Source organism: Petroclostridium xylanilyticum (genome assembly GCF_002252565.1).
Lineage (GTDB): Bacteria > Bacillota > Clostridia > SK-Y3 > SK-Y3 > Petroclostridium > Petroclostridium xylanilyticum.
Genome location: NZ_NPML01000019.1, coordinates 23383 through 37863, shown reverse-complemented (window position 1 = coordinate 37863; position 14481 = coordinate 23383). Strand labels below are relative to the sequence as shown.

Below are 14481 nucleotides of genomic sequence, written 5' to 3'. Positions count from 1 at the left end.
CACTGCACCCAGTTGCAGTGGGGTACAGCAAGCCAAAAGCAGCTGTACTTGCGAAGGGAGGAAGATAAATCAAAGAATGCAACCAAAGTAGACAAAGGACGGGAAGAGAAGACAACTTTGGCTGGAAGGCCAAAGGGAACGGCTGAACCGGGGGTGACGAACCTGCTGGGCAGTACGTCCGCTCAGCCGGAGTAGAGTGGCTGGAGAGGTAAGATTGCCAATGAGCTAGAGACGCCTGGAAAGCACATGAAGGAACCGGCGCGAAATCCTGAACTACAGAGGAAGCATAGCGAAATGGGGTGAAGTGATTGAAGAAATGGTATAGCCTAATAGACAAAGTATACCGGATGGACAACCTGGAAAAAGCATACAAAGCCGTTAAAGCCAACAATGGCGCCCCCGGAGTAGACGGGGAGACCGTGGAAGCCCGCGGCCAAAACCGGCAAGAAAGGCAAAGCCAACTTCAACACGAACACAAAACCGGCATTGACGAACCCCAACGGGTGCTGCGGGTAGAAATACCCAAAGCGGACGGCAGTAAACGCCCGCTGGGTATACCCACAGTAAGGGACCGGATAGTCCAACAAGCCCTCCTAAACATCCTACAACCAATCTTTGAACCCGACTTTCACCCATCAAGCTATGGATACAGACCTGGGCGCTCCTGTCACCAGGCAGTAGCCAAGGCGGAAATGTTCATAAACAAATACGGACTGAATCATGTCGTCGACATGGACCTATCCAAATGCTTTGACCGGCTGGACCATGAACTAATCCTGGAAGGAGTCAACCGTAGAATCAGTGACGGAAGTATCCTGAGACTGATAAAGAAATTTCTGACTGCTGGAGTAATGAAAGACGGAACATGGGAAGAAACAGACTTGGGGAGCCCGCAAGGCGGAGTTATCTCTCCCCTATTGACAAATATCTACCTGGACAGATTCGACCAGGAGATGAAGAAACGTGGCATAAGAATCGTCCGCTACGCGGACGATATACTGCTCTTTGCCCGGACCTACCAGGAAGCAAAGAAATATCAGCAGATAGCTACAGAGTTCTTGGAAAAGGAATTATAACTAGTAGTCAACAGGGAAAGACCCACCTAACTGACAACCAAAAGGGTGTAGCCTACCTTGGCTTCGTAATCTACTCCAAGCACGTGACAATTAGCCCCAAGAAACTGAAAAGTTTCAAGAAAAAGATACGGGAGATGACTCCCAGAAATCACGGAATGAACGTAGAGGAGATGGTCAAACTCCTAAATCCCGTATTGCGGGGATGGGCAAACTACTTCCGGATAGCCAACTGTAAGGGAATATTCAAAGAACTGATGGGATGGATAAGGCGCCGGCTGCGAATGAAGAAAATGAAGGAATGGAAAACCTGGAAGGGACTGCACAAGATGCTAAGAAGACGCGGTTACAAGGGTACATTTGAGAAAATTTCCATGACCACATGGAAAAACTCAGCCAGTCCTTTAATAAGCATGGCGTTGCCGAACAGCTGGTTTGATGAACTAGGACTAATAAACCTGGAAAAATATAATGTCGGCATTTTGCATCATTATAAGCAATAGTGACTGAGATTTATCAGGAGCCGTATACGAGGCCCGTACGTACGGTTCTGTGAGAAGGATAAAGCCGAAGCAAATTACTTCGGCTTTACCTTACTCGATTAAAACCGTAAGGAGGATTTGATTATGAGCAAAATACTGGAACTGCGTGAGAAACGCGCGAAAGTATGGGAAGCTGCTAAGGCTTTTCTCGACAGCAAACGCGGGAACGACGGGCTGCTTTCACCGGAGGACACCGCAACTTATGAGAAAATGGAAGCCGACGTAATTGCACTAGGCAAAGAAATCGAACGGCTCGAGCGTCAGGCTGCCATAGATCTGGAACTGTCAAAACCGCTGAATATCCCCATTACAGACAAACCCGCTTCCATATCTGGCAATAATGAAAAAACCGGACGTGCCAGCGATGAGTACAGGCAGTCTTTCTGGAACATGATGCGCGGCAGGCGCAAATATGATGTGCATAACGCGCTGCAGATCGGAGAGGACACCGAAGGTGGATATCTTGTCCCCGATGACTTTGAGCGTACTCTTGTGGAAGCGCTGGAGGAGGAGAATATCTTTAGGCAGATTGCCAATGTTATTACCACGTCCAGCGGCGACAAGAAAATTCCTGTGGTGGCAAGCAAGGGCACTGCATCCTGGGTGGATGAGGAAGGTCAGATTCCGGAAAGCGACGACTCCTTTGCACAGGTATCCATCGGCGCATATAAGCTGGCGACCATGATCAAGGTGTCCGAGGAACTCTTAAATGACAGCGTATTCAACCTTGAGCAGTATATCGCCAGGGAGTTCGCCCGCCGTATCGGGGCCAAAGAGGAGGAAGCTTTTTTTGTCGGCGACGGTTCCGGCAAGCCCACGGGAATTTTGGCCAATAACGGAGGCGGCGAGGTGGGAGTGACCGCGGCAAGCGCGACAGCCATTACTCTTGACGAGATCATGGACTTGTTCTACAGCATAAAGTCTCCTTATCGCAGGAACGCTGTATTCATTATGAACGATGCTACAATAAAGGCCATAAGGAAGCTTAAAGACAACAACGGTCAGTATCTCTGGCAGCCTTCCGTTGCCGCCGGAACACCGGACACCATCCTCAACCGCCCGGTCAGGACATCGGCCTACATGCCTGCCATTGCCGCCGGAGCCAAGACGATCGTGTTCGGAGATTTTTCCTACTATTGGGTAGCAGACCGCCAGGGCAGGGTCTTCAAACGCCTTAACGAGCTTTATGCCGCTACCGGGCAGGTAGGTTTCATGGCAACCCAGCGCGTGGACGGAAAGCTGGTGCTGGCCGAGGCAGTTAAGATACTACAGCAGAAGGCGTCATAAAGGGAGGTGCGGGCATGAGCGTGATTGACAGCTTGCTTCCGAAGGTCAAGGCAAACCTTGTTCTAGAGCATAACGAGGATGACGATTTACTGAAAGGGTACATCCGCGCCGCCGTTTCCTATGCCGAGAGCTACCAGCACGTATCCGAGGGTTGGTATTCGGAAAATCTTATGCCGCCTACTACTGAGCAGGCTGTCATCATGCTGTCGAGCCATTTCTACGAAAGCAGGGATGGCTCGACGGCCGGTTTTTTCGGTGATAGCGTACAGGCAGGACAGCAGGTATGGAATACAGTAAACATGCTCCTCCGCCTCGACCGGAAATGGGGAATGTAAAGGCTATAAATCCTGCACGTTCATTTTGTCAAGAGCCTTTTTACGCCTTTGTTTTCCCCTGCAGGCGAAGTAAATCACAAGCAAAATGACAGTTGGGATATTGTAGGTAAAGAAGAAAGCGGCTGTCGCGCCTACCCATCCAAAGGCACTGGTGTTTGAATTTCCATAGGTGGTGGCTGACCATTCATAGATTTGATAACCCGAACCGGCAAGTGCGACACAGAAGCAAATGACAGGAAGCATTAATCCCAACCATTTATTATCATTTTTAGACAGAAAAATCTGTAGCAATATAAAACCCGCAAAGATGACGAGTGCTGCAGGAACTAAAATTGCAATATTTCTCACTGTACTGCCTCCTTTATTTTTTTGTACTCATTAATTAGGATTTTGGCAGTGTCAAAATCAATTTTGTCATTTACTGCCAATCGCTTAATCAGTGCGATATATGGATCGTTTTCTGTATCTTCAGTGATTTTTATTTTTTGAATTAATTTGTCAAGCCGCAGGCGTACTGTGGGATACGTTACTCCGTATTGGCGAGCGATTTCCTTAAGAGATCCAGAGGCTTGAAGAAAATTTTTAATGAACACCAGATCTTCATCTTCGAGGTTTGACATCCAATCAGGAACAATTTCGATGGCCATATGAGCACCTCCTTTAATAATATTAAGTTTATACCTTAATATTATTAAAATCAAGAGGAAAGCGCAACTTTATTTTTGTATAAAATAACATTTGGAAGGAGGCATTTGATGAGTTTCGGGAAAATGAGCACTTTCGTGGATATCATCTCAACCAACCCGGTTAAGGACAGTGAGGGTTTTGCTGAAAAAGGTGATGTCATTCTCGCTTCGGTAAGGGCATACAAGGAAGACAGGCATGGCAGTGAAAAATGGGCAAACAGGGCGGCGTTTTCGCAGGCGTCTGCCCTGTTTCGCTTCCGTAAGATACCTAACCTGGAAGTTACCACAGATCTTGTACTCGTTTGCAGCGATGGCAGGTACAACATTGTAAGTGTAGAGGATGTGAAGGGGCGCGGAATGTATATTGAGGTGCTTGCGGAGAAGGTGAAATCAAGCAAAGCATAAAAGGAGGTGGCTGCAACGTGGCTAAGGTGGAAGTTAAAATCCCGGAAGAGTTCCTGCTCAGGCTTTCCAGACTTGGAGAAAGAACAGACGAAATCATACCCAAGGTATTAGAAGCAGGTGGAGAAGTGGTACTTTCCAAAGTAAAGTCCAACCTGCAGTCGGTTATCGTGTTTATGCTAATCTAAAAATGGACCCCGGTTATAATTGAAAAATCCCCCCCTGACAGGTAAACTCTCTTATGTAAAACATGCATAAGAGGGGGCAAGAGGAGTTGATTAAGTTGAGCCAGAAGCAGCAAATTATCATAGCAGCATATTTGGAAAATAAAGCAAAAAAGGCTATAGCAAGGGAGTTGCCACTGTTGTAAATACAGTAAATAATCTATTGAGCAAAGGAGCTGAGGCCTATATAAAAGCTGAATATGATCCAGGAGATGTATGTGAATTTGATTGGGGTGAAGTAAAATTATACATAGATAATGAGTATAAAGTTTTGCAGTTGTCTACTTTTACAAGTGCAAAGGGTAATTTTAGATATGCAAGATTATTTACAAAGCAGGATACGGCATGTTTTCAAGAATCTCATGCATTGTTTTTTGATAAGATATCCGGGGTTTACAGGACAATGGTTTATGACAACACAAGGGTTGCAGTAAAAAAATTTGTTGGGACACATGAGAAGGAGCCTACTGAGGCATTACTAAGGCTGTCCATATACTATGGCTTTAAATTCAGGTTCTGCAACATACGTTCCGGAAATGAGAAAGGCCATGTGGAGCGGAGTGTGGAGTACATCCGCAGGAAAGCATTCGCATTTAAGGATCATTTCAGTTCAATAGAGGAAGCAAATGAATATCTTGAAAAAGTATGTGACCAATTGAATAACAGGAAACAAAAGCTTAACGATAATAAGACTGCTTTTGAAATATTGGAAGAAGAACGTGAGGGGTTATTACCCAAAATGCCTATGTATGATGCTGCAAGGATTGTAGAGCCCCGTGTTGATAAGTATTCCACTATAATTATTGATACATGTCATTATTCTGTCCCTGACATGTACGTAGGTAAAAAAATATTTACCAAGGTATATTCAAACAAAATCCTATGTTTTTATGAAGGGGTCAAAATAGCAGAACATAACAGGAGATATGGGTTTAACGAGTGGGATATCAAGATAGAGCATTATGTGAACACATTAAAGAGAAAGCCGGGAGCTCTAGCCAGCAGCACAGCAATGCATCAGGCAGATCCCAGGCTTCAACAAATCTACAGTAGGTATTATATCAAAAGGGAGAAGCAATTCATAGAGTTGCTGGAATTAATTTCACAAAAAAGTATAGAAGAAGTTGAAGAAGCAATTTCAGCTTTAGAAAAGATAAGCCCTCTTGATGTAACGACCGAAAAGATAAAGGCAATTTGCAACCGCTCACAGGATGTAACCTTAACAGGAAGCAGCGCAGAATATAATGCCAAAGTCTGTGAAATAACTGCAAAAGCTGAGGAAATGCTTGAAAAATTTAAATATCTGATACCCACTTCTTCTGAAGAATTTACGAAGGAGACAGTAATTATATGAGTATAAAAGATAAGAAGGAAATGTATAAGGATATAGAAAGGTATGCAACATTTTTAAGACTTCCAGCCATAAGGAAATACTTCGAAGAGGAGGCAAAAGAATCAAGTACAAGAGATGTAAGCTATGAAGAGTATTTATTACGGCTATTAGAGAGGGAGCATGATCTAAGGCAAGAACATGCAAAGCAGAACAGGATAAGGCTTGCCGGTTTCCCGTATAAAAAATATATTGAAGATTTAAAGGTTGAGGATTTACCAGAGGATGCCCAAAAGAAACTTAAGACGCTAAGTTCTCTTGAATTTATATCTACCGGTCAAAACGTGATACTCGCAGGGAATCCCGGTACAGGTAAAACCCATCTTGCGATAGGATTGGGCATAAAAGCTTGCCTTAAAGGCTATAAGGTGCTTTTTACGGCAGTGCCTATACTGATAAACCAGCTTAAAGAGAGCCGTTCAGAGAAAAGCTTGCGGGCCTTTGAAAATAGGTTTGAGAAATATGATCTGGTTATAGCAGATGAACTAGGTTACATTTCCTTTGATAAGGAAGGATCTGAACTGCTGTTTACCAATCTATCATTAAGAGCCGGGAGAAAATCAACAATTATAACTACTAATTTATCGTTTGAAAGGTGGGGAGAGATATTTAAGGATCCTGTCATGACAGCTGCAATGATTGACAGACTAACTCACAAAGCTTACATAGTGAATATGAACGGTAACTCATTCAGGCTCAAAGAGACAAGAGAATGGATGCAGAAACAATAATTTTAACAACCATGTCATAAGAAGGGGTGGTGAATAGTTTAAGAAGTTTATTTAAGGCTACCTGAAACTCGGGAGAAAAAAGTTTTTTAAGTGCGGTTTACAATGAGAGGTTCCTGTATGATAGCCTGTTAAGGCGCCAGCCGCCCATCTCCCTCTATGCTCGAACTTCATAGCCATACTTCGAGGGGGTGGGGGCTGGCCCCATCGGCTGGCTAATCATCGAGGGGAGGCTTGTTGTCAACTGGATTCTTGAAAAAGTTTTTTCCCTATGTGAAAGGAACATGTTAATGTTAATTATTTACACTAATGTCATCTTTAAGGGGGGTAAAATTTAATTATAAAAAGGTCCATTTTTCACTTGACAAATACAGTTATCGGAAGCGGTACTAAATATCCGTCCAGAGCAACCGGTGAACTGGTAAATGCTCTGGGACTCTCTCCTACCAAGCAGGATAGGGATGGAAACCACAATATTAAAATCGGCTTTTCGGAGCCAAGAAAAGACGGGGAAAGCAACGCAAAAATCGCTAATATTATCGAATACGGCAAGTCCGGGCAGCCTCCAAGACCTTTTCTGAAGCCTGGAAAATCGGCTTCGAGGAAGTCTTGCATCGAAGCAATGAAATCAAGACTGGAACAGGAGTTGGGTCGTATATGAGCATATTGTCAGAATTAAATTCGTTATTGGATGTTTTGGGCATCCCCATTGAAACCGGAGAGTTTAGCGGTGTACCGCCGGATGGGTACCTTGTCATTACCCCGATGACAGATACATTTGAGGTTTTTGCAGACAACCGGCCTCAGGCTGAAACCCAGGAGGTACGGTTGTCTTTATTTATAAAGGGAAACTACACTGCCCGCAAAAACCAGATAGTTAACACATTGCTTCAAGCGGGCTTTACCATTACCGATAGGCGATATATAGGCCATGAGGACGATACCGGCTATCACCACTATGCCATTGATGTGGCAAAAGAATATGAAGTAAAGGAGGAATGAGAGGCATGGCCACAATCGGACTGGACAGGTTATATTATGCCAAAATAACCGAGAATGAAAACGGAGAAGAAACCTATGACACGCCTGTTCCGCTGGCTAAGGCGATTACGGCGGAGCTTTCGGTGGAGTTGGCCGAGGCGACGCTTTATGCCGATGACGGAGCGGCAGAAGTGGTCAAGGAATTTCAAAGCGGCACCATGACTCTTGGTGTTGCGGACATTGGAGTTGCCGCTGCAGAGGTTTTGACGGGAGCCACCCTTGACGACAACAAGGTGCTGATTTCAGCCAGCGAGGATGGAGGCGCTCCTGTGGCAATCGGTTTCAGAGCCAAGAAAGCTAACGGTAAGTACAGGTACTTCTGGCTGTACAGGGTAAAATTCGGCATCCCGGCGACAAATCTACAGACGAAAGGTGATAGTATTACCTTTTCGACACCCACCATTGAAGGGACAGTCATGAGACGTAACAAACCGGATGGCCAAGGTAAGCATCCTTGGAAGGCAGAAGTCAGCGAGGACGATCCCGGTGTATTGCCTGAAACCATTACCGGCTGGTATACGCAGGTATATGAACCTATCTTCGCCGTGGGAGGAGGCGGCGAATAATGGAGGATACGGATAGAAGCTCAAGCATCAACATCGGCGGCGAGGAATATCAGCTTATTCTAACCACCAAGGCGACAAAAGAAATCGCTAAAAGGTACGGCGGACTTGAGAATCTCGGCGCCAAGCTGATGAAAACAGAGAACTTTGAAATGGCGCTGGACGAAGTGGTATGGCTGATTACGCTGCTGGCCAACCAGAGCATTCTGATACACAACCTGAAAAATAAGGATAAGCGGGAGCTTCTGACAGAGGAGGCGGTGGAGCTTCTTACATCCCCGCTGGAGCTGGCGGCATACAAAGACGCAATCATGGAAGCGATGTTCAAAGGTACCAAAAGAAACGTTGAAAGTGAAGATGACTTAAAAAACACACCGGCCGAGTGAGCGATGAGGAATTGTTCACTCGGCTTTTGTATTACGGCACAGTTCAGCTAAACCGTACAGAGGAAGAAGTATGGCTCATGCCCATTGGGTACCTACTCGACTTATGGGAGTGTCATAAGCAGTTTTTAGGGCTGGCTAAACCGAAGCGTATGCTGACTATTGATGATGTGATACCTTATGGAATTTAAAGATTTTGCAGGAAAGGAGGCGGTTATGTGGCAGACAATTTTGGCTTGAAGATCGGGATTGAAGGCGAAAAGGAATTTAAAAACGCCATTCGGGAAATCAATCAAAGCTTCAAGGTGCTGGGCAGCGAAATGAACCTGGTCGCATCTCAGTTTGACAAGCAGGATAAGTCAATTGAAGCTGTTACAGCAAGAAACAAGGTGCTTAACAAAGAGATCGAATTGCAGAAAGAAAAAATAGCTACTTTGGAGAAAGCGCTTGCCAATGCCGCCTCCTCTTTCGGAGAAACCGACCGGCGTACTCAGTCGTGGCAAATACAGCTTAATAATGCCAAAGCTGAACTGAACAAAATGGAGCGCGAGCTGGAGGTAAACAACAAAGCGCTGGACAATGCGGGAAAAGAGTTTAACGAAGCTGAAAAACAGGCGGACGAATTCGGCAGCGAGATTAAAAAAGCCGCGGAACAGGCGGATGACGCGGGCGGGCGCTTTGAGAAACTGGGCGGCGTTTTGAAAGGAATCGGCGTGGCCATGGGCGCGGCTATGGCGGCGATAGGTACGGCGGCAGTAGGCGCGGGCAAGGCGCTGGTGGATATGTCGGTAAATTCCGCTGCCTATGCCGATGAAATTCTAACCGCTTCAACCGTAACCGGCATGTCCACCGACAGCCTGCAGGCGTACAAGTACGCGGCGGAGCTTGTGGATGTGTCCTTGGACACCTTAACCGGCAGCATGGCAAGGAACGTCAGATCCATGTCTTCCGCACGGAAAGGCACCGGCGAGGTTGCGGACGCTTACCGGAAGCTCGGCGTTTCGGTCACAGATATGAGCGGCAATCTGCGCGACAGCGAAGCCGTATACTGGGAAACCATAGATGCTCTCGGCAAGGTGTCCAATGAAACCGAGCGCGACGCGCTGGCCATGCAAATTTTCGGAAAAAGCGCGCAGGAACTCAATCCCCTGATTGCGCAGGGTTCGGCAGGGATAGCGGAGCTGACCGAGGAAGCAAAGCGCATGGGCGCGGTCATGAGCGAGGATTCGCTGAACGCTCTCGGGAAATTCGACGACAGCATCCAGCGGCTCAAGGCGGGCGGCGAGGCGGCCAAGAACATGCTGGGCACAGTGCTGCTTCCCCAGCTTCAGATATTGGCCGACGACGGCGTTGCGCTTCTTGGGGAATTTACTCGTGGATTATCTGAAGCAAATGGCGACTGGACAAAGATAAGCGAAGTCATCGGCAATACGGTGGGAAGCCTTGTGGGCATGCTGATGGAAAACCTGCCGAACCTCATTCAGGTGGGCTTGGATATCGTCACCTCCATCGGCGGCGCTATTGTGGACAATCTGCCGGTTATTATTGACGCGGCAGTGCGGATTGTCATGACGCTGCTGCAGGCTTTGATTGACGCCCTGCCGCAGATAACAGAAGGCGCTTTGCAGCTTGTTATGGCGCTGGTGCAAGGAATCATTGACAACCTTCCCGCTTTGGTGGAAGCAGCAGTGCAAATGATTGTGACGCTGGCATCCGGCATCGGGGAGGCGCTTCCGGAGCTGATCCCGGCTGTCGTTGAAGCTATTATCCTTATCTGCGAAACGCTTATTAACAACATGGATCAAATTTTAGATGCGGCCTTTGCCATTATCGAGGGACTGGCGCAGGGACTCTTGAACGCATTGCCAAAGCTTATCGAGGCCCTGCCGAGGATTATCGCGTCGATCATTGATTTCGTGACAAGCAACCTGCCTAAGATCGTAGAACTTGGAATTACGCTTATCGTACAGCTTGCTGCCGGGCTTGTAAAAGCCATTCCCGAACTAGTAAAGTCTTTGCCTCAGATTATTGCGGCTATTATAGAAGGTTTGGGCAAGGCGGTTGTTTCGGTGGTTGAGATCGGTAAGAACATTGTAAAAGGCATCTGGGAAGGCATTAAAAGCCTCGGAAGCTGGATCAAGGACAAGGTTTCTGGTTTCTTTTCCGGTATTGTTGATGGAGTAAAGAATTTCCTCGGAATCAGATCTCCGTCAACTGTTTTTGAAGGCATTGGCGGCAATATGGCACTGGGTATTGGCGAGGGATTCGACAAGGCTATGGCCAGAGTGGCAAACGATATGCAAAATGCGGTGCCGACGGACTTTAATATATCCCCTGACATTAACATAAGCGGTCGTAGCGGATCAAGCGGTTTAGCTTCCGGCCCGCTGGTCGTGGTGCAGCAGATGATTGTACGTGGCGAAGACGACATCCGTAAGATTTCACAGGAGTTATATAATCTGATGCAGACCGGCTCAAGGGCGCAGGGACGTTTTATAACAGCGTAATGGAGGGAAGCATATGGGATTTATCTACAATGGAATATCGTCACAAAGCATGAAAATACGGGCAAGACTTACCAAATGGCAGGTCTCCCCTGCCCTTCGCAATTCCTTTGAAACTGTGCCTGGCAAAGCTGGTATTGCGGATTTTGGGTGCGATATATCCGAACGAAACATAATAATTATCTGCAGTGTGCTTCCCCAGCGTAGTTTTGCCGAGCTTGTATCGGTTCTTGATAATGTTGCAGAGTGGTTGAATCCGGAAAACGGGCTTAAACAACTTGTTCTCGATGATTTGCCCGACCGATATTTCATGGCGCGGCTTTCGGAAGCGGTTGACTGCGAGCGGCTACTGCGGACAGCCGGCAGCTTTGAACTTCGGTTTGTTTGTCCAGACCCATATGCTTACGCGCTGGAAGATGAGGTGTTTGTCCTCTCTGAAACAGGTTTACACGAGTTGGAGCGGGTTAAAGGAAATGCAGATTCCAATCCGGTTTATCTCTTGAAGGGTTTGATCTCTACGTCCTCATCAAGCTATATTTCACTTATTACGAACGGAGAGGAATTGCGGATTGTCGGCTCATTATCTGAAGGCGAAACTCTTGTTATCGACTCCACCATGGTAACGGCTAAGGTTATAGATGAAACAGGCGGCACCTTGAGAAATGGTCTTTCCAGCTTGCAGGATCTGAATTTTCCGATTCTCAGAAAAGGTGTTAATAATATTGAGATTGCTGCAGCAAACGCGACATTTACTGAGTTAAAAATACAGGCAAAAAGCAGATGGAGGTGATAACATGGCGATAAAATCAATCCTAACGAGCCAAGAGGATTTTACCGGAGAGTTTCCTATAACCGCGCGGACGTCCGCTTTATGGCGTTTCAACGAAAGCGCGCCGGACGAAAATCTGCAGCTTATGGACTCATCGGGGCATGGCAGACATTTTACCATCTCCGGCTGGTCAGGAACATCAGCAAACCTTATTGCTGGAAGATTCGGACGATACTTCAGGCAAAACATCGTTAACCCGACTTCTGAAAAGACCCATCTTATAGCAGAAAATGACGGAAGCTTTTTCAGCAATCTGGGTGAAAAGATTGTTGTAGGCGGTTGGATTAATCCTACCACCTATTCGGTCGGACAGACATATATACCCATATTCAATACTCGCCAAGGACCCGGTCAGCCAATTTTTTATGTTTCGCTTTATCAAGGAAGACTTAGGCTGATGTTGTATAACTCCTCCGGTACACTAATCTACGACCAGAGTGAAACGGCTTCCATTACCTTGAAAAATGGCGGCTGGTATTTTATTGCCTCCATCATTGAAGTTAACAACAAAAAGGTACAGAACATCATATGCGATCGCAGCGACGGGGCAACTTGGGTGTCGCCTGTGCGTTCCTTTTCGGGAGAGCTGAACCGGGAGTGTACTGCAAACATTATTATGGGCATGCACGCAAATACCTACTACTATGCCGGAGGCTTCGACGACTGGTTTCTGGAAACGGATTCTCAGCTTACAGCAGACGATTTGCTGTTGTATTTTAAGTCGTCTTTACATGCAAACGGTGGGGATGCAGCTTCGGACGTAGATGCTTTGACAGAGCCTGGTACAGTCACCCTTAAAGTAACAGATGGCGAGTATCCTGCAAGTGGCGTACTTTATACAAAGGCAGTTCCCTGTGCTTTATCAGGCAGCGGTCGTGTAGCTGTTACAAGTGAATACACTGCAGGTGTTACGTCAGTGTCTTTAGTAGAGACCAGCACAAGCGATGATCTTGAAGAATGGTCGGCATGGCAGGCTGTGGGAACCAGCGGTGAGCTTCAATCTCCAAATCGGCAATATATAAGGTTCCGGGTTACCCTTACCAGCAGCGATCCGTTGAGGACGCCACAACTGCTGGAAATACAGCTTTATGATATACCGAAAGCGCCATATGAGAAGTTAGGCTTTGCCCGCCCTGTGGTTTTGGATAAAAACGGAGCATGGGAAGCTGTTCTTGAAAATGCCTATGATATTATTGTCACTGGCGAAGTGAACGGTGCGGACACGCTGGAGTTCAAACTTCCATTCCATGATCCAAAAAGAAGCGCGCTGGAAAACGAAAAGCAGGTGCAGATCGTAAATGACATTTACCGGATCCGTACCTTGACGGACAATAAAAGTGAGGACGGGCGTGTTATCACGCAAGTATATGCTGAAGCGGTATTTTACGATCTGTCTTTCAGTGCGGAAAAAGAACCTATGGACTTCAACGCAGATACCGCTGATGTTCCGATGCAATATGCACTCCTTGGTACAGGCTGGACAGTAGGAAATGTTACTGTCACTACGAAACGGACATGGCAGTGTACAGAAAAAAATGCCTTATCCATTCTTCGAGCCGTACAGAACATCTATGGCGGCGACCTTGTGTTTGACAGTGCCAACCGTCAGGTACACCTTTTGACTTTCAGCGGTACCGACAGCGGAGCGCTTTTTTCATATAGAAAGAACCTGAAAAGTATTCAGCGGGTAGTAGATACACGAGAGTTAGTGACAAGACTATATGCTTATGGTAAGGACGGAATGACATTTGCTTCAATTAACGCAGGCAAGGAATATGTGGAAGATTACAGTTTTTCCAGTGAAGTAAGGGTATCGACGCTTGACTGTTCGTCGTTTACAAATCCGTATCAGATGTTGGAATATGCAAAAATGCGGCTTGCAGAATATTCGAAGCCTCGCGTTTCATATGTGCTGTCGGCAATGGATTTATCTGCACTGACCGGTTATGAGCATGAAGCATGGAAACTGGGCGATATTGTAACGGTAGATGATAAAGAACTAGGTCTTTTGGTAAAGACACGCGTCGTGCGAAGACAGTATAACCTGCAGGAACCTTGGAAAACAGTAATCGAACTTTCTACCAAATTACGTGAGCTCGGTGACTCTTCTGCACAATGGGACAAGGCAGCAGATGCGCTGTCCTCTGCTGAACTGCTAAACCGTCAAGAAATCAAGGATATGGTACCTTTCAACCATCTGCGCAATTCCCGGGCAGATGACGGTTTTGCCTACTGGATAAATTCCGGTTTTGAAGTGGATACTGAAAATGGTGTTTCGGGAACTGCTTCCTTCAAGGCTGTCGGTGTACTAGGTATGACAAAGAGCCTGTCGCAGACGGTATACCCGGCAACGCGCAAAAGCTACACCTTTTCAGCGCAGATTGCGTCTGAAAACCTCGAAAAGGGTGAAAACGGCCAGGTGGGCGTAGAAGTGGTCATTGAATACGAGGACGGTACAACAGAAACGAGGTTTATAGACCTGATTTGAGGGTGG

At 46.5% G+C, this 14481-nt stretch carries 17 protein-coding genes and 2 pseudogenes; 17 read left to right on the top strand and 2 right to left on the bottom strand.

Annotated features, from left to right (window positions below):
- Window positions 1–12: 12 nt before the first annotated feature.
- From CIB29_RS18600 to CIB29_RS12420, 5 genes are all read left to right on the top strand, one after another.
- The gene (locus tag CIB29_RS18600; RefSeq protein WP_094550160.1) at window positions 13–195 is read left to right on the top strand and encodes a hypothetical protein; all 183 of its coding nucleotides are present in this window, start codon (window positions 13–15) and stop codon (window positions 193–195) included.
- 152 nt (window positions 196–347) lie between these two features.
- Window positions 348–1076: a group II intron reverse transcriptase/maturase gene (gene ltrA, locus CIB29_RS19260; protein ID WP_242965249.1), complete on the top strand. Its 729-nt coding sequence runs from the start codon at window positions 348–350 to the stop codon at window positions 1074–1076.
- Between the two features lie 155 nt (window positions 1077–1231).
- Window positions 1232–1576: a group II intron maturase-specific domain-containing protein gene (locus CIB29_RS19255; protein WP_242965211.1), complete on the top strand. Its 345-nt coding sequence runs from the start codon at window positions 1232–1234 to the stop codon at window positions 1574–1576.
- A 123-nt stretch (window positions 1577–1699) separates the two neighbouring features.
- Window positions 1700–2902: a phage major capsid protein gene (locus tag CIB29_RS12425; RefSeq protein ID WP_094550158.1), complete on the top strand. Its 1203-nt coding sequence runs from the start codon at window positions 1700–1702 to the stop codon at window positions 2900–2902.
- Window positions 2903–2916: 14 nt separating this feature from the next.
- Window positions 2917–3237 (top strand): head-tail connector protein, encoded by a 321-nt coding sequence (locus tag CIB29_RS12420; protein ID WP_094550156.1) that lies wholly within the window; start codon window positions 2917–2919, stop codon window positions 3235–3237.
- A gap of 3 nt (window positions 3238–3240) precedes the next feature.
- Here the strand turns inward: CIB29_RS12420 and CIB29_RS12415 are convergent, their stop codons facing one another.
- Together CIB29_RS12415 and CIB29_RS12410 are read right to left on the bottom strand one after the other, a co-directional pair.
- The gene (locus CIB29_RS12415; RefSeq protein ID WP_094550154.1) at window positions 3241–3585 is read right to left on the bottom strand and encodes a hypothetical protein; all 345 of its coding nucleotides are present in this window, start codon (window positions 3583–3585) and stop codon (window positions 3241–3243) included.
- A complete protein-coding gene (locus tag CIB29_RS12410; protein ID WP_094550152.1) occupies window positions 3582–3884 on the bottom strand; it encodes a DUF2089 family protein in 303 nt (100 codons plus the stop codon). Before CIB29_RS12410 ends, CIB29_RS12415 begins: the two co-directional genes overlap by 4 nt.
- A gap of 108 nt (window positions 3885–3992) precedes the next feature.
- Here CIB29_RS12410 and CIB29_RS12405 point away from each other — a divergent pair, with 108 nt between their 5' ends.
- The 12 genes and pseudogenes from CIB29_RS12405 to CIB29_RS12355 all read left to right on the top strand — a co-directional run bounded on the left by CIB29_RS12405 (window position 3993) and on the right by CIB29_RS12355 (window position 14475).
- The gene (locus CIB29_RS12405; RefSeq protein ID WP_094550150.1) at window positions 3993–4328 is read left to right on the top strand and encodes a head-tail adaptor protein; all 336 of its coding nucleotides are present in this window, start codon (window positions 3993–3995) and stop codon (window positions 4326–4328) included.
- A 17-nt stretch (window positions 4329–4345) separates the two neighbouring features.
- Window positions 4346–4495 (top strand): annotated as a pseudogene (locus CIB29_RS18410) (HK97 gp10 family phage protein); the annotation flags it as partial.
- A 217-nt stretch (window positions 4496–4712) separates the two neighbouring features.
- Window positions 4713–5903 carry a Mu transposase domain-containing protein gene (locus CIB29_RS12400; protein ID WP_094550148.1) on the top strand — a complete coding sequence of 397 codons (1191 nt, stop codon included), beginning with the start codon at window positions 4713–4715 and terminating at the stop codon, window positions 5901–5903.
- Window positions 5900–6670: an IS21-like element helper ATPase IstB gene (istB, locus tag CIB29_RS12395; protein WP_094549724.1), complete on the top strand. Its 771-nt coding sequence runs from the start codon at window positions 5900–5902 to the stop codon at window positions 6668–6670. The genes CIB29_RS12400 and istB overlap by 4 nt, the downstream gene beginning before the upstream one ends.
- Window positions 6671–7037: 367 nt before the next feature.
- Window positions 7038–7328 (top strand): annotated as a pseudogene (locus CIB29_RS12390) (HK97 gp10 family phage protein); the annotation flags it as partial.
- Window positions 7325–7669: a hypothetical protein gene (locus CIB29_RS12385; RefSeq protein WP_094550146.1), complete on the top strand. Its 345-nt coding sequence runs from the start codon at window positions 7325–7327 to the stop codon at window positions 7667–7669. The pseudogene CIB29_RS12390 and the gene CIB29_RS12385, both read left to right, overlap by 4 nt.
- Before the next feature lie 5 nt (window positions 7670–7674).
- Window positions 7675–8274, top strand: a complete 600-nt coding sequence (locus tag CIB29_RS12380) for a major tail protein (protein WP_094551084.1) — start codon at window positions 7675–7677, stop codon at window positions 8272–8274.
- On the top strand, window positions 8274–8657 hold the full coding sequence (locus CIB29_RS12375) for a hypothetical protein (RefSeq protein WP_094550144.1): 384 nt from the start codon (window positions 8274–8276) through the stop codon (window positions 8655–8657). The genes CIB29_RS12380 and CIB29_RS12375 overlap by 1 nt, the downstream gene beginning before the upstream one ends.
- Window positions 8654–8845 carry a hypothetical protein gene (locus tag CIB29_RS19250; protein ID WP_094550143.1) on the top strand — a complete coding sequence of 64 codons (192 nt, stop codon included), beginning with the start codon at window positions 8654–8656 and terminating at the stop codon, window positions 8843–8845. The genes CIB29_RS12375 and CIB29_RS19250 overlap by 4 nt, the downstream gene beginning before the upstream one ends.
- A 27-nt stretch (window positions 8846–8872) precedes the next feature.
- The gene (locus CIB29_RS12365; RefSeq protein WP_094550141.1) at window positions 8873–11161 is read left to right on the top strand and encodes a phage tail protein; all 2289 of its coding nucleotides are present in this window, start codon (window positions 8873–8875) and stop codon (window positions 11159–11161) included.
- Between the two features lie 13 nt (window positions 11162–11174).
- Window positions 11175–11948 (top strand): distal tail protein Dit, encoded by a 774-nt coding sequence (locus tag CIB29_RS12360; RefSeq protein WP_094550139.1) that lies wholly within the window; start codon window positions 11175–11177, stop codon window positions 11946–11948.
- Window positions 11949–12072: 124 nt separating this feature from the next.
- A complete protein-coding gene (locus CIB29_RS12355; RefSeq protein ID WP_479724525.1) occupies window positions 12073–14475 on the top strand; it encodes a phage tail spike protein in 2403 nt (800 codons plus the stop codon).
- The last annotated feature ends 6 nt before the right edge of the window (window positions 14476–14481 follow it).

Excerpts from the sequence above, each read along its gene's own strand:
- ltrA (WP_242965249.1), top strand. The coding sequence starts at position 348 with ATGGACAACCTGGAAAAAGCATACAAAGCCGTTAAAGCCAACAATGGC.
- CIB29_RS19255 (WP_242965211.1), top strand. The coding sequence starts at position 1,232 with ATGAACGTAGAGGAGATGGTCAAACTCCTAAATCCCGTATTGCGGGGA.
- CIB29_RS12425 (WP_094550158.1), top strand. The coding sequence starts at position 1,700 with ATGAGCAAAATACTGGAACTGCGTGAGAAACGCGCGAAAGTATGGGAA.
- CIB29_RS12420 (WP_094550156.1), top strand. The coding sequence starts at position 2,917 with ATGAGCGTGATTGACAGCTTGCTTCCGAAGGTCAAGGCAAACCTTGTT.
- CIB29_RS12410 (WP_094550152.1), bottom strand. The coding sequence starts at position 3,884 with ATGGCCATCGAAATTGTTCCTGATTGGATGTCAAACCTCGAAGATGAA.
- CIB29_RS12405 (WP_094550150.1), top strand. The coding sequence starts at position 3,993 with ATGAGTTTCGGGAAAATGAGCACTTTCGTGGATATCATCTCAACCAAC.
- istB (WP_094549724.1), top strand. The coding sequence starts at position 5,900 with ATGAGTATAAAAGATAAGAAGGAAATGTATAAGGATATAGAAAGGTAT.
- CIB29_RS12385 (WP_094550146.1), top strand. The coding sequence starts at position 7,325 with ATGAGCATATTGTCAGAATTAAATTCGTTATTGGATGTTTTGGGCATC.
- CIB29_RS12380 (WP_094551084.1), top strand. The coding sequence starts at position 7,675 with ATGGCCACAATCGGACTGGACAGGTTATATTATGCCAAAATAACCGAG.
- CIB29_RS12375 (WP_094550144.1), top strand. The coding sequence starts at position 8,274 with ATGGAGGATACGGATAGAAGCTCAAGCATCAACATCGGCGGCGAGGAA.
- CIB29_RS12360 (WP_094550139.1), top strand. The coding sequence starts at position 11,175 with ATGGGATTTATCTACAATGGAATATCGTCACAAAGCATGAAAATACGG.
- CIB29_RS12355 (WP_479724525.1), top strand. The coding sequence starts at position 12,073 with ATGGACTCATCGGGGCATGGCAGACATTTTACCATCTCCGGCTGGTCA.